A 13933-nucleotide genomic window follows, 5' to 3' on the forward strand; every position below is an offset into this window, starting at 1 on the left:
CTGAATTCTATTAACTATCCGCCCATAACTCACATTGTGTGATAACTGTTGACAAGGCATCTTCAAGCCCTTCTGGAGGATACTTGTATTTTCTCAAAAGTCTCTTAACGATCCGTCGCATATTAGCACGAGCAGATTCCTTTTTCTGCCAATCAATCGTGCGACTTCTCCGCAATTCGTTTGTCAGCTCCCGCGTCAGGGCAACTAACTGGTCATTATCATAAAAATCTTTAACAGCAGCAGGTTTGGTAATCGCATCATAAAAAGCTATTTCCTCTGGACTAAGTCCTAGTTCATTTCCTGCATCACTTGCTGCTTGCATTTCCGACGCCATGCGTTTTAATTCTTCGATAACTTCCTCATTTGTCAACATACCATTTAAGTAGGCTTTCATAGCTCTGGAAAGCATCTCTGAAAATTTCTCAGATTGAACAACATTTGTTCGCTTATAAATATGAACTTGTTCTCTTATCAACCTCTTCAACAATTCAACCGCAATGTTCCTTTCTTTCATCTTTGCAATTTCGTCCAAGAATTTAGGATCAAACAATGAAAAATCTCTTTCAGAATCCGCAAATAGATTGATAATACCTTCGCTCTTAATACTTGATTTTAGCAACTCACTGATTTTAGCATTAATTTCTTTGACCGATAGAGGTTTTCGAGGATTAACAATACGCGTTAATATTGTTCGAACAGCTTCAAAATAAGCTGCTTCATAGCGTTCCTCTGGCGTTAGTAAGGAACGACAGAGCTGCAGGGCTTGCTTTAAGAGAGTAGCCTCCCGTAAAAAACTCTCCTTATCCTTGTCTCTACTAGTGATAAAGTTGACACCACCCGTGATGACATTAGCACGCATCAGATTCGTTGCATTTTCATCTTTAAAAGCGGTGTAATCAAAGCCAAAGAACATATCTTGACAAACTTCAAGCTTTTCTTGAAATTTAGGGTAAGCTGTCGCAGCAATATTGGTGTCTCCAAAATTGCCTTTATCGCGATTGGTATAATCGTTCATAGCTTGTTTTAAAGCTGAGGCGATACCAACATAATCAACGACTAAACCACCTTCTTTATCCTTATAGACACGGTTAACACGCGCAATAGCCTGCATGAGATTATGACCAGACATCGGCTTATAGACATACATGGTCGCAAGACTTGGAACATCAAAACCAGTTAGCCACATATCAACAACGATAGCAATCTTGAAAGGACTATTATCATCCTTAAATTTTTTAGCCAGTTCTTCTTTATGCTTTTTATTGCCTATAAGATCATGCCATTCTTCGGGATCTTTGTTACTAGAAGTCATCACAACACCAACCTTATCACCCCAATCAGGACGCAAGTCAAGTATCTTATGATAAATCTTCATCGCAATAGGTCTCGAATATGCGACAATCATCGCCTTCCCCGTCAATTCATTTTTACGATTATCTTCGTAGTGGGTGATAATATCTGTCACTAGCGCCGAAATGGTCTGGTCAGCACCTAAAACACTATCCAGTCGACTAAGTTCTCTTTTACTCCTATTGATGGCAGAATCTTCGGCTTGCTCTGCCAACACGTCATATTCGGCATCAATCTCCTGCAAGATTTTTTCATCAAGGTTGAGATGTATGACACGACTCTCATAGTAGACAGGTCTAGTTGCACCGTCCTCAACAGCCTGTGTCATATCATAAATATCGATATAATCCCCAAATACTTCTGTTGTTGATTTGTCTTTACTTGAAATAGGTGTTCCAGTGAAACCAATATAGGTCGCATTGGGGAGATTATCACGGATGATGCGCGCTGTCCCGATTTTAAACTTACCAGTTGCGGGATCAATCTTTTCTTCTAAACCATACTGACCACGATGTGCCTCGTCAGCCATAACGACGATATTATATCGTTCTGACAAGGCTTCCGATGATTCTTCAAACTTCTGCATGGTTGTGAAAATAATCCCGTTCGCTTGCCTACCAGATAATAGTTCTTTAAGATGTTTACGACTTGTCGCTTGTACTGGTGTTTGGCGTAAAAATTGAGAACAGCGGTCAAATTGCTTAAACAACTGATTATCTAAATCATTTCTATCCGTCAGGACAACGATTGTTGGCGACCGTAATATCTTATCTAACAAATGAGCATAGAAAACCATCGAAAGGGACTTGCCGCTGCCTTGCGTATGCCAGAAGACACCACCACGCCCGTCAGTCTGCGTAGCTTTTAAGGTAGAACGAACTCCTTTTTTCACGGCAAAATACTGATGATAAGCTGCTAAAATTTTGGCATCACCTGAAAAACAGATAAAGTTTTTAAGGATATCCAACAAACGTTCTTTGGCAAACATGCCTTCAATCAAGGTTGTAAAGTTTGCTAACTGTGTATCCTCATAATTGCCATCAGTCGTCTTCCACTCCATGAAACGATCTTCACCAGCTGTGATAGTCCCTGCCTTTGATGTTGCCATGTCACTCATGACCAAAAAGGCATTGTAATAAAATAAAGATGGGATTTCCTTCATGTAGTTGCGGAGCTGACTGTAAGCTTCTGAAACTTCCGTTTCCTCACGTGACGGGCTTTTCAACTCAAAGACCACAATAGGTAGACCATTGAGAAAAACAATAATGTCTGGTCGTTTCTCACTATGTTCCTCGATTGTCCATTGATTAGCGACAATAAAGCTATTAGCGTCAGTATTATCATAGTCAACGAGGTAAGCAATGTCCGAAACCTCTTCGCCATTTTTAACATAAGTGACAGGCACCCCATTTTGGAGATAATCCATGAAAGTTTTATTTTTCTGCAACAGTGTGCCGCTCTCAAAATCACGCAACTTATTGATAGCAAAATCAATAGCAGAGCTTGGTAAGTTGGGATTTAGTTTTTCCAAGGCTACATCAAGCACATCACGAAAAAGGCTATCGCGGTAGTCCCTCTCGACATCAGGACCATAATAATAGCCATAACCTAATTGATTTTGAAAAATGTCTAAGATAGCATTTTCAAATTGGCTTTCACTAAAATTCATAACAAATCCTTTCTTGGATTGGGGTGGAGTGGTAAATCATCATTTAGCTGAGCTAATCGATGCTCAATTTGCTCACTTGCTTGAAGATAATGAATTATATAAGTCGACCTTTTCAGAAATTGGTGAAATAGTGGGCGGTGGTACGCCATCTAAAAAGGTAGATGATTACTGGAATGGTGATATCCCATGGCTTTCTCCAAAAGATTTATCATTAAATCCTGCTATGTTTACAGGTAGAGGTCAAAATTCAATCACTGAGCTTGGCTATAAGAAGAGCAGTGCTAAGTTAATGCCTCGGAATTCAATACTTTTCAGTTCCCGCGCTCCAATTGGTTATATCACCATAGCAGAAAATGATATTTCAACTAACCAAGGTTTTAAGTCAATCATTCCCAAACCTGAATACCCATATACTTTCGTGTATGAACTCTTGAAACAGGAAACTCCTTCCCTCGAGAGTAGTGCTTCAGGTTCTACATTTAAAGAGGTATCTGGAACTCATTTGAAGAACCATGAGATTCGAATTCCGCCCCATTCAGCAATAATTAAGTTTCATGAGTCAGTTGAGCCACTATTCAAGACAATTAATTTGAATGAGAAAGAGATTCAAAAGTTAATCGAAGTGCGCGATTTTTTACTACCAACGCTTATGTCAGGCGAAATATCAGTCTCTGATTAAGCCGCTAAATGATGATTTATCTGTTTATTAAGTTGAATTTTCTCGTCATAGGACTTCAATATATCTGAAATCAACTCTTGCTCCTCTAAGGAAAATAGAGGAACTGTATATTTCATAATTGAACTCTTATCTCCACGGGGCATCTTCGTCCCCTTAGAAGTTGATACTGCATAATCAAAAAATGTATCACTTGATAGCACATAATATAGAAAACGGTTGGAAAAGTTACTGTCCGACCTGATTACTAAAACATCATTAGAACACCCTCCAGATTTGTCTGCTAGCCAAATTTTCTTAAAGTAAGGGCGAATATTGGAAATTAGAATATCTCCCTTTTGAAATGCAGTTGTAGTTTTTACACTTGGAAGTTTTGTTGCCAAACTAATTCCACCACGATTAGAGATCATATTCTCGGTAGAAATATAGTTCTCCAGCCTTAACTTACTCACATTGATTTTTTCAGAGACATAGCTACCGACTTCTGACAATGTCTTATATCTCAAACCCAATCTCCTCCAATCGTTGTTTGATTTCTTCTTCTAGGACATGAGATTGTTTAAATAGTTCAGACAGTTCTGTGGTTAAGCGTTCCATTTTCTCTTCAAAGGGTTCGCTATCTTCTTCCCTGTCTTCAACACCGACATAACGTCCCGGCGTTAAGATATAGTCCTGCTCAGCAATGTCCTCAGTCTCGACAACAGCACAAAAGCCGTTTTCATTTTCCAATGTTCCTTCTTGGAAGGCTTCAAATGTCTTAGCAATCTTTTGGATGTCATCGTCCGTAAAATCTCTATGTTTACGGTCAACCATGTGACCTAGATTTCTGGCATCGATAAAGACCGTTTTCCCTTTTTGCTTTTTATTCTTAGAAATAAACCAAAGGCAGGCTGGAATAGTCACACTGTAAAAGAGTTGGGCAGGGAGTGCCACAATACCTTCAACCAAATCTTCCTCGATAATAGCTTTGCGAATATCCCCTTCGCCACTTTGTGTAGATGATAGTGACCCATTTGCCAAGACAAGACCAATTTTACCATTGGGCGCCAAGTGATGTATCATGTGTTGTATCCACGCATAGTTAGCATTACTATCAGGAGGTGTGCCGTACTTCCAACGAACGTCATCTGCTAGCTTATCTGCTCCCCACTTCTTCAAGTTAAACGGAGGATTTGCCATGATATAGTCCGCCTTGAGTGTCGGGTGTAAATCGTTGGTAAAAGTATCTGCTTGATGAGGTCCAAAGTTAGGTTCAATACCGCGAATAGCCATGTTGATTTTTGCCATTTTCCACGTATCGGTATTGGCTTCTTGTCCGTAAATGGAGAGATTGTTAATATTGCCGCTATGATTTTCAACAAATGTCTCTGATTGGACAAACATACCGCCAGAACCACAGGCTGGGTCGTATACACGACCATTAAAAGGTTTTAAAATCTCAACAATTGTTTTAACAATGCTTGTTGGTGTGTAAAATTCCCCACCATTCTTACCTTCATAGGCAGCGAATTGTTCCAAGCAGTATTCGTATGTTCGACCGAGCAAATCTTTTTCATTACCATAATCATATATGTTGATATTTGTAAAAATATCAACGACTTCGCCCAGTACACGCTGATCCAAGTCAGGCGAGGCATAGACTTTAGGCAGAACACCACTCAGCGATTTGTTTTCACGCTCAATCTCACGCATGGCATCATCAATCGCAAGACCAATTTCAGGGGTGTGTGCTTTTTCCGCAATGTAAGCCCATCTTGATTTTGGTGGGATAAAGAAGATGTTTTCAGAAACGTATTCATCGCGGTCTTCTTCAAATCCTTCATCTTCTTTGAGAAGATAATTATATTTAATCGTAAACGAATCGGAAACATACTTTAAGAAAATCAAACCAATGATCACTTTTCGATAATCCGCTGCTGAAATATGACCTCGTAAAGAATCTGCCGCATCCCAGAGCTCCTTCTCGAAGCCAATATTAGCACTCGTATTTGTATTTGCCATTTTACACTCCCAAACTGTTTTGTTGTCTCTATTATACCATTTTCTACCTTCGTCTCGAACTATTTCTCAAGGGGTTTGGGGATTCTCCCCAAAATAAAAAACAAACATCAGTTCAAAAGTGTCAGTCTGACCTTTGTTGATGTTTATTTTTTACGATAGTGTGTATACACTATCTGAGCTCGCAAAGACCTTTTAACATTCTAAGGACATAACCGTACTTTATACGGTGCCGCACATTGTCCGTACAAGGATTTTTTATGACGACATAATAAAAAACACTGACCACCATCAGCGTTTTTGCTATCTTATTTTAAAACTATGCTGCCAAAATTACTGGAGTACTATCACTTCTTAGCTACTCGTTGCTTATCTTCCCTGATTTGCTTCTCTACATGTTCTACAAGTTCTTCCATCAGCTGACCTAATTCCATCAAGTCTTGCGGAGAGATTTTCCCAAACTGGGTCGCACTCTTGGCAATAGAATTAATTGTTCTGCCAATAAATAGCAATCTATTCGTCAGAGTCTGATATTCCGGAAAGCTTACTAGCCATGTTTCAAAATCAGGTTTCAACAATTGCTTTCTAGCAAAAATAGAAAAGTTTGAGAAGCCATCTTGCTTCATTCGATTTAACAATTTTTGATTTTCTTCTTCAGATAAAAAGACTTGTTTAATAACGTTTCTAATTCTCCTTTTAACCATTAAGCTCCCTTAGATAATAATTTTCTTTTCTTCTGCTTGTAGTAATGAGTTAACTGCTTTTCATAATTTGAAACTAGCCTTCTGCTATACTCTATAGCTCTGTAAGCTTGAATATTTTGAGACTGTTCTGCAATACTTGATAACTGCCTTAAATTATTTTCGACACGTCTTAAAGAATAAATCAATTCCTCAAACTGTGATTCATCAAATTGAATAAAAAGTGACGTTTCCTTAAAGAGCATCCGACGAGCATAATTAGAGAATGTTTGTAAGCCCGTATCATTTACTAGCTGATTAAGCATTTCATTCTGCAATTCCGTCACATAAAACTTCTTTAAAATATTTCTGACACGTTCAGACATGGCGGATCATCCCTAAATATCGGTCTGCCTGCTTAGTATCATAGCGTTTTAACTGAGCTACTAATTCCATATAGTCAGCTAATATTCCTTCTTCTAAATCAGGAAAATCATTTTCTGAGGTCTTACAAATGATTTCAATCTGATTGGTGATTTCTCTAATAGAAAAGCTGTAGTCCTCTGACTCCCCTTCATAGTCTCTCTTGAGAGCCTGATAGCGGTCGTACTCCTCTTGTGACTTAAATCCAGCCACTAACATATTTTCTAATTGATAATATACTGTCATCACTAGTTATCCTCCTAATCTTTCCATATATCCATAGCTGCTATAAAATCTTCAGATACTTCCACATTTGAAATTTCTAATGGACGGTAGTCTTTTTCAGACACTATCACTTGGTCAGCAGTTATAAAACCTCTAGCTTCCCAATTCATTAATATCCCTTTGACATAACTCATATTTTGTTTCTTTGGCTCAAGCTCAGCTGTTTTGTGAATAGCTAACTGCAATAAAGAATCACTAACTGTTAATCCTTCTAGTAATACTTTTTCCTGTCGGGTTAATTCTCGATGCCATAGTGTTTCCATTAACCAGATGTCATCAGTCAGTCGTGATGAGAATGGATCATTATCTAATCCTATCTTATCTTGACTTAACTTATCTTTACCTATCCTATCTTTACTTATCTTATCTTTAATTATATTGCGGTTCCCATCTGGATCCAGACTGGTTCCAACTTGGAGCCGAGTATTTTGAAGATAATTAATCAAGCGTGGTCCTAGATTTAGACACTCCAACAACTGATTATCCTTCAGATAATCTATAAGAAGTTGACGATGACTACTCGGTGTGTAACGATCTGCTTTGATGGTATTCTGCTCAAAGAAATCCTTGATAAAGTAAACCATTTCATTGTTTAACAAGAGTAAATACTGCTTAAGAGTTAATAAATTCAAACTGTCCTCATTAGCGTTGATCATTCGCATAACAGGAAAAGCTTCAACAATACCATCATCATCTGCATTGACTACCAAGTGACAGTAAAGTGCCTGCGCTTCAAGTGGTAGGCGTAAAAATCGTTGTGTCTGCACTACCGTTTTACTCAACATTCGTCTATTAGCCATCCTTTACTTCATCTTTCATATTGCTTCAACCAACGTGTAACCGCTCGTTTATCGTAAAGCGTCACCCCATCAATGACCATTGTAGGCATTCCTTCTCGCGTCCACTTTTGAAGTGTTGTCGTTGACACATCAAGCCATCTAGAAAGGGCTGCCATCCGAACCATAGGTTTATATAATTCTTTATCCTCTAGCGCTCTTTCAATAGCTGTAGAAACCATTTCATCATAATGTGCTCTTAATTGTTTTTCCAAAACTTTGGGAAGTTGAACAACTAAAGTCGCTTCTTCAGACATATCATTACCTCGTTTCCATTTCTCAATTAAATAAACTCCGAATTTATTTGTTATTCATTTTGAATTATATATTCTTTTAGAATTTTTGTCAACTGTTTTTATTCAAAAAGAATTAAATGTGTTATAATACTCTCAAGGAGGTATTTATGACCAATCATATTGCAAAACTGATAGAAGAGAGCGGCAAAAAACTGACTGAGATTAGTTCTGCTACAAATATCGCTTATCCAACCTTATCAGGATACAATCAAGGCATTCGTCAACCGAAAAAAGGGAATGCTCAAAAATTAGCTGACTATTTCGGCGTATCCGTTGCTTACATCTTAGGACTTGATGATAACAAACAAGCACCGTCAACTATGAACATTATTACGGACAGTTTTAAAATTTCCGAGATTAGTTCTGTAACACCTTTTAAAAGCGATATGAAAAAGCTGAAGAAAGGAATTGAACTAGGAGAAATCCACCTGTCTATGCCCTTAAATGACGGCTTCTCAGACGATTTTAGGCGCATTTTAGCGCGCTACTTGATCAATCATGAGGAAGAATTCATGAAAACTTTCACTAAACACATGAATAGTTTAAAACGAGAATCAGAAATTTGGCAAACCTGGATTCAGACCGAAGAATACCGAATTAGACAAGAAGATCGACATAAAAAATAAACTAACAGTTTCTCAATTACATAAGCTCCGAAAACTTAGAAACGGAGAACTGTTATGTCTGTACACAAGTACCAATCTACAAAAGGAATCACCTATTTTGTTAAAGTTTACCTTGGTCTAAACGACTACGGTAAGAAAAAATATTATACTAAACGAGGATTCAAGACGCGTAAAGCTGCCAAAGCTCATGAAACTGCTGTTAATCATCAGTTGAATAGTGGAACTTTTGTCCATATTACTGCTCAAACAACCTACACTTACCAAGAGCTTTATCAAAGGTGGTATGAAGCTTATAAAGATACTGTTGAAGCAACTACTGCAGTCAAAACTGCCGACCTCTATCGCCTACATATTCTTCCTGTTTTTGGAGAAAAGAAAATTTCAAAAATCAGTCCTTTAGACTGTCAAACCTTCATCACTGACAAAGCCAAGACATTCAAAAACATGAAGCAAATCAAATCTTATACTTCTAAAATATTTGAATTTGCCATTAATATGAATTATATTGAACGAAATCCCATGAGCAAGGTTATTATGCCCAAACTCAAAAAAACTGTCAGTGACAATTACTGGACAGTTAGTGAGTTGCATCATTTTTTGACAATCATTTTAGAAAATGAACCTTATAAACATTATGCACTATTTCGATTACTAGCATACAGCGGATTACGAAAAGGAGAGCTCTACGCCCTTAAATGGGAAGATTTTGATTCTGAGAATCAACTATTAACAGTTAGCAAAAGTTTAGGAAGAATAGATGGCCATGCCATTGAAAAAGGAACTAAAAATACATTCTCTGTGCGCTCTATCTATCTTGATGATGAAACCTGTTCTATCCTCAACAAATGGAAACAGGAAACTAGCAGAGAAAAGTGGCAATTATCAGTACAGCCTCTTTCTCTCGACAAAGAATTTATGTTTACATACTGCAACCGAGATGGTGAGATAGAACCCTTACACGCTGACTATATCAACAATATTCTAAAACGTATTATACGTAAGCATAATCTTAAAAAGATTAGCCCACATGGGTTTAGACACACTCACGCAACCTTGATGATTGAAATGGGAATTGACCCAGTCAATACTGCTAAACGTCTAGGTCATGCTAGCAGCCAGATGACTTTAGATACTTATAGTCATGCTACAAAATCAGGAGAAAAACAATCTATTAAAAAGTTCGCGGATTACCTCAATAAAGCTAAATAGTCATTCTAGCTTAACCACTCTCAAAACTAGGCCTCAACAGATTACCAAAAGGATTACCAAGGCGCTTTTTTCAACAAAAAAGCACCTTGCGAAATCTTCGCAAAGTGCTCTGAAACGTTGATATAACTGGATATTAACGTTTTGAGAATTGTGATGCCTTGCGGGCTTTTTTGAGACCTGGTTTTTTACGTTCAACCATACGTGCGTCACGTGTAAGAAGACCAGCGCGCTTTAGTGAGTCACGGAAATCTGGGTCCACTTGAAGAAGCGCACGAGCGATACCATGACGAATCGCACCTGATTGACCAGCATAACCACCACCTACAACGTTAACAAAAACGTCGTATGAGCCTTCAGTTGAAGTCACTGCAAAAGGCTGATTAATGACTAAACGTAGGTCAGCATGTGGGATGTATTCTTCAACATCTTTTTTATTAACAGTGATTTTACCAGTACCTGGAACTAAACGAACGCGTGCAACAGCGTTTTTACGACGACCAGTACCTGCATATTGTGCTTGTGCCATTATTTAATGCTCCTTTCTCTTAGATAAGTCCTGAAATATCAAGTACTTCTGGTTGTTGTGCAGCATGAGTGTGCTCACCACCAACAAAGACCTTTAATTTCATACCTTGTGCACGTCCAAGAGTGTTGTGTGGAAGCATGCCTTTTACTGACTTTTCAATCAAACGAACGGCATTTTTAGAGCGAAGCTCACCAGCAGTGATTGATTTCAAGCCACCTGGGTACATTGAGTGAGTGTAATAAACCTTATCAGTTGCTTTTTTACCAGTTAATTTAACCTTCTCAGCATTGATAACAATAACAAAGTCACCTGTATCAGTGTGCGGTGTGAAGGTTGGCTTGTTCTTTCCGCGAAGTACGCTAGCAACTACTGCAGAAAGGCGTCCAAGTGGCACATCTGTTGCGTCAACAACGTACCATTTGCGTTCAACTTGGCCTGGTTTAGCCATAAAAGTTGTTTTGTTCATGATTTCTCCTATACGAATTCGTTTTTGTTTACATTAGTGATGGATGTTCCGGTCCATCGAAGGTATTTGGAAGGTTCCGGGGCCTTTCAAATGGGGTAAACAATACCGTCTACTATAGTATCAAACTTCTTAACTGATAGTCAAGTGGTTTAGCTCTATTTCTTTGATTATTTTTCTTTTTTCACAAGAAGAACAGGCTTGCTTTTGAGCTGGACTATTAGCCTTGACTTCCCTCCAAAAAAATCCGCTCAGTTCCTGTTAGCTCCTATGCAAATAACAATACAAAGATTAGGGGTGGAATGACCAAAGCTCCTATCAACTGCTTAAACCATTTGACATCTGACTTCTGATAAATCAAAAAGCCCTGTTCTGTTATGCTAGCTTACCTGCACGCGCACCTTCATTGTCAAACAATTCATTCTGGCTTTTGATTAAAAATAAAAAACGCGAACACCCATACTCTTAAGCGGCGTCACAGCTAAAACAAACTATAGCAGACAAAAAAGAATTGAAACAAGCCTTTCAATCCTTTTCTTTTTATCTTTTTTCCTTGCCAATGACAAAAACCGCTAAGGTATCTGGACCCGTATGAGCAGCAATCACCGGTCCAAGTGGCAGCATAAAGACATCACTGATACCTTCATGTGCTAATAGCTGTTCTCGCAGGTCATCTGCCCCAGTCTGATCACTAGTATAGGACACAACAACAGTTGAATCAGCAATATCTTTTGTGGCTCTATCAGCAATTTCCTTGATGGCCTTTTTACGGCCACGAATCTTGGCAATAGGAACTAATTTTCCGCTGGCATCAATCCATAAGAGAGGCTTAATATTCACTAAGCTGCCTATAAAAGCAGAGCCTTTTGACAAGCGTCCTCCTCGCACAAGATGAAAAAGGTCATCTACTAAAAAATAGGTACGCAAGCGAGGCAAAATACCTTCTATTAGCGCTTTGGTTTCTAATAAGCTTTTTCCGTTATCACGCGCCTCCGAGGCTAGCATGGTCAAATAGCCCTCTCCTCCTGCTGCAGCCAAGCTATCAACAATCTCAATTACAGCGTCTGGATAGTCCTCCAAAACCAGCTCACGTGCCATAACAGCACTTTGATAGGTACCTGATAGGACTGAAGAAAAGGCGATATATAAAAGAGCTTGGTTATCAGCTGCGTAATGTCGAAAAACCTCTTCAAACTGACCAACATTTATCTGGCTTGTTTTGGGCTGGCTACCGCTTTTCATCATAGCTAGCAAAGCATCACTCGTTAATCTATCTGGACCAACCGTCTTGTAAACCTTACCATCACATTCAACAGTCAGACCTACTATATCAATGTTATGCTCCTTTGCCCAAAAAGAATCTAAATCCGCTGTTGAATCTGTCATCAATACAAATGTCATCTGAACTCCCAAATAATGTCATTATCGTTTAATAATCAAATGATTTTCTCATAGTATAACAAAAAAATATCATCTAGGAAAGCAATAAGAACCAGCCGCCTCATAAATAATCACCGTTAGATTGTGTGAGCTGCTCTAGCAGCCTAGAAAATCATACCTAGAAAAGCTGTCAAGCTAGCAAGATAAGCTTACTAATCATCTAATCGGTCCATAAAGTCCTTGAGCTGATTAAGCTGCCCTTGATCAAAGGGACCCAGTCTAGGCCTTTTAAGATCAATATCCTGTGACAGCTTATCTAAATCCGACTTAACAGCATTAACACGCTGCTCAAGCTCTTTAGCAGTAACACGCAAGGCGCCTTGGGAAAAGACCGTCCACTGTTCATTCAGATCACTAGTAGCAACCTCTACCATGGTTAGAGCGGTGTTGAGCTCAGCAGCAGTTCGCTCAATATAGCTATCAGCTGTTTCTTCCTCCTCAGTAAAGATAACAGAGATCCTATATTGGTCATAACGCTGTCTAAGTCCTGGAACATACTGAGCATCAAACACGCAAATAATGTCACTATCATCAAAATGTGCATAGTTGTTCAGCTTATTTAGCAGGATCCTTCTAGCTTGATCCAATTGATTTGTCTTAAAAAACTGACGAGTTGACTCCCAAAAGGCAATCATATTATAGCCATCAACCAGCAATAGTCTTTTTTTCATCTATAATTTATTTCTAAATACTTCATACATCAAAATAGCAGCAGCAACGCTAGCATTCAAGCTCTGAACATGTCCTGTCATAGGAATGGTAATCATTTCATCTACCTGTTTTTTGATGTTAGCTGAAATGCCCTTACCCTCATTGCCAATAATCAAAGCCAGCTTGCCTGAGGTATTCCACTTGTGTGATGGTGTGCCAGCTACATCTGTCCCAAAGACCCAAAAGCCATTTGCTTTTAGCTGATCCAATGCTTGGCTAAGATTTGTCACGCGAGCAATTGGAACATGCTCAACAGCTCCTGTTGAGGTCTTAGCAACAACTGGTGTCACACCAACAGCACGATGCTTGGGAATAATCACACCGCAAACATCTGTTGCGTCGGCTGTTCTTAAAATAGACCCAAAATTATGAGGATCTGTCAGTCCATCTAAGATCAGCAGCAAAGGGTTAGCCTCCTGCTGCGCCAGCTCTAGCAGCTCATCTAGCTCAGTATAAGCAAAGGCTGACACTCGAAGCACAAAGCCCTGATGAACAGCTCCTGCTGTCATTTCGCTCAAGGCTTTCTTTTTTGTCCAAGAGATAGACACCTTCTTACTGGTGGCTAAATCCTTGATGTGATCGACATTCTTACCGCGTAGGTCCTCTTGAATGTAAAGCTTATTTCCAGTATTGGCCAGTAAACTCTCGGTAACGGCATGGACGCCATAGACAATATCCTTGATTTCATTGATTTCTTTAGCTTTCATGGTTTTTATTATACCACGAAAGCGATAAAATAGCTCTT

At 38.9% G+C, this 13933-nt stretch carries 16 protein-coding genes; 3 read left to right on the forward strand and 13 right to left on the reverse strand.

Features of this window, described 5'->3' with window-relative positions; translation table 11 throughout:
- Positions 1–10: 10 nt before the first annotated feature.
- Entirely contained in the window at positions 11–3019 is a 3009-nt protein-coding gene (locus I2432_RS09155; protein WP_111678599.1) for a type I restriction endonuclease subunit R, read from the reverse strand.
- Between the two features lie 13 nt (positions 3020–3032).
- On the opposite strand from I2432_RS09155, the gene I2432_RS09160 reads away from it, so the two are divergent.
- Positions 3033–3698, forward strand: a complete 666-nt coding sequence (locus I2432_RS09160; protein WP_249093208.1) for a restriction endonuclease subunit S — start codon at positions 3033–3035, stop codon at positions 3696–3698.
- On the opposite strand, the gene I2432_RS09165 is transcribed toward I2432_RS09160, so the two are convergent.
- From I2432_RS09165 to I2432_RS09200, 7 genes are all read right to left on the reverse strand, one after another.
- Positions 3695–4201 (reverse strand): restriction endonuclease subunit S, encoded by a 507-nt coding sequence (locus tag I2432_RS09165; protein WP_115267933.1) that lies wholly within the window; start codon positions 4199–4201, stop codon positions 3695–3697. The genes I2432_RS09160 and I2432_RS09165 overlap by 4 nt on opposite strands.
- Positions 4191–5696: a class I SAM-dependent DNA methyltransferase gene (locus I2432_RS09170; protein ID WP_206158742.1), complete on the reverse strand. Its 1506-nt coding sequence runs from the start codon at positions 5694–5696 to the stop codon at positions 4191–4193. The genes I2432_RS09165 and I2432_RS09170 overlap by 11 nt, the downstream gene beginning before the upstream one ends.
- 344 nt (positions 5697–6040) lie before the next feature.
- Positions 6041–6397, reverse strand: a complete 357-nt coding sequence (locus I2432_RS09175; protein WP_018378865.1) for a hypothetical protein — start codon at positions 6395–6397, stop codon at positions 6041–6043.
- On the reverse strand, positions 6397–6759 hold the full coding sequence (locus tag I2432_RS09180; protein WP_111678604.1) for a plasmid mobilization protein: 363 nt from the start codon (positions 6757–6759) through the stop codon (positions 6397–6399). The genes I2432_RS09175 and I2432_RS09180 overlap by 1 nt, the downstream gene beginning before the upstream one ends.
- Complete coding sequence (locus I2432_RS09185) at positions 6752–7042, reverse strand: DUF5962 family protein (RefSeq protein ID WP_111678606.1); 291 nt, start codon at positions 7040–7042, stop codon at positions 6752–6754. Before I2432_RS09185 ends, I2432_RS09180 begins: the two co-directional genes overlap by 8 nt.
- Positions 7043–7056: 14 nt before the next feature.
- A complete protein-coding gene (locus tag I2432_RS10360; protein ID WP_231149947.1) occupies positions 7057–7881 on the reverse strand; it encodes a DnaD domain protein in 825 nt (274 codons plus the stop codon).
- Positions 7882–7889: 8 nt separating this feature from the next.
- Positions 7890–8174: a hypothetical protein gene (locus I2432_RS09200; protein ID WP_001287945.1), complete on the reverse strand. Its 285-nt coding sequence runs from the start codon at positions 8172–8174 to the stop codon at positions 7890–7892.
- Between the two features lie 146 nt (positions 8175–8320).
- Between I2432_RS09200 and I2432_RS09205 the strand changes: the two genes are divergently transcribed.
- The gene (locus tag I2432_RS09205; RefSeq protein WP_111678608.1) at positions 8321–8839 is read left to right on the forward strand and encodes a helix-turn-helix domain-containing protein; all 519 of its coding nucleotides are present in this window, start codon (positions 8321–8323) and stop codon (positions 8837–8839) included.
- Positions 8840–8893: 54 nt separating this feature from the next.
- On the forward strand, positions 8894–10048 hold the full coding sequence (locus I2432_RS09210) for a site-specific integrase (RefSeq protein ID WP_111678609.1): 1155 nt from the start codon (positions 8894–8896) through the stop codon (positions 10046–10048).
- Between the two features lie 133 nt (positions 10049–10181).
- On the opposite strand, the gene rpsI is transcribed toward I2432_RS09210, so the two are convergent.
- From rpsI to rlmB, 5 genes are all read right to left on the reverse strand, one after another.
- Positions 10182–10574 carry a 30S ribosomal protein S9 gene (rpsI, locus tag I2432_RS09215; RefSeq protein WP_012516324.1) on the reverse strand — a complete coding sequence of 131 codons (393 nt, stop codon included), beginning with the start codon at positions 10572–10574 and terminating at the stop codon, positions 10182–10184.
- Between the two features lie 19 nt (positions 10575–10593).
- Entirely contained in the window at positions 10594–11040 is a 447-nt protein-coding gene (rplM, locus tag I2432_RS09220; RefSeq protein ID WP_002982710.1) for a 50S ribosomal protein L13, read from the reverse strand.
- Positions 11041–11577: 537 nt separating this feature from the next.
- Entirely contained in the window at positions 11578–12438 is an 861-nt protein-coding gene (locus I2432_RS09225; RefSeq protein WP_111678616.1) for a DegV family protein, read from the reverse strand.
- A 191-nt stretch (positions 12439–12629) separates the two neighbouring features.
- A complete protein-coding gene (locus tag I2432_RS09230; protein ID WP_206158743.1) occupies positions 12630–13148 on the reverse strand; it encodes an NYN domain-containing protein in 519 nt (172 codons plus the stop codon).
- Positions 13149–13895 (reverse strand): 23S rRNA (guanosine(2251)-2'-O)-methyltransferase RlmB, encoded by a 747-nt coding sequence (rlmB, locus tag I2432_RS09235; protein WP_111678619.1) that lies wholly within the window; start codon positions 13893–13895, stop codon positions 13149–13151.
- Between the last annotated feature and the right edge of the window lie 38 nt (positions 13896–13933).

It is taken from the genome of Streptococcus equi subsp. zooepidemicus, from assembly GCF_015689395.1.
Classification (GTDB): Bacteria; Bacillota; Bacilli; order Lactobacillales; family Streptococcaceae; genus Streptococcus; species Streptococcus equi.

Coding starts and splice junctions, on each gene's coding strand:
- I2432_RS09155 (WP_111678599.1), bottom strand. CDS start 3,019: ATGAATTTTAGTGAAAGCCAATTTGAAAATGCTATCTTAGACATTTTT.
- I2432_RS09170 (WP_206158742.1), bottom strand. CDS start 5,696: ATGGCAAATACAAATACGAGTGCTAATATTGGCTTCGAGAAGGAGCTC.
- I2432_RS09175 (WP_018378865.1), bottom strand. CDS start 6,397: ATGGTTAAAAGGAGAATTAGAAACGTTATTAAACAAGTCTTTTTATCT.
- I2432_RS09180 (WP_111678604.1), bottom strand. CDS start 6,759: ATGTCTGAACGTGTCAGAAATATTTTAAAGAAGTTTTATGTGACGGAA.
- I2432_RS09185 (WP_111678606.1), bottom strand. CDS start 7,042: ATGACAGTATATTATCAATTAGAAAATATGTTAGTGGCTGGATTTAAG.
- I2432_RS10360 (WP_231149947.1), bottom strand. CDS start 7,881: ATGGCTAATAGACGAATGTTGAGTAAAACGGTAGTGCAGACACAACGA.
- I2432_RS09200 (WP_001287945.1), bottom strand. CDS start 8,174: ATGTCTGAAGAAGCGACTTTAGTTGTTCAACTTCCCAAAGTTTTGGAA.
- I2432_RS09205 (WP_111678608.1), top strand. CDS start 8,321: ATGACCAATCATATTGCAAAACTGATAGAAGAGAGCGGCAAAAAACTG.
- I2432_RS09210 (WP_111678609.1), top strand. CDS start 8,894: ATGTCTGTACACAAGTACCAATCTACAAAAGGAATCACCTATTTTGTT.
- rpsI (WP_012516324.1), bottom strand. CDS start 10,574: ATGGCACAAGCACAATATGCAGGTACTGGTCGTCGTAAAAACGCTGTT.
- rplM (WP_002982710.1), bottom strand. CDS start 11,040: ATGAACAAAACAACTTTTATGGCTAAACCAGGCCAAGTTGAACGCAAA.
- I2432_RS09225 (WP_111678616.1), bottom strand. CDS start 12,438: ATGACATTTGTATTGATGACAGATTCAACAGCGGATTTAGATTCTTTT.
- I2432_RS09230 (WP_206158743.1), bottom strand. CDS start 13,148: ATGAAAAAAAGACTATTGCTGGTTGATGGCTATAATATGATTGCCTTT.
- rlmB (WP_111678619.1), bottom strand. CDS start 13,895: ATGAAAGCTAAAGAAATCAATGAAATCAAGGATATTGTCTATGGCGTC.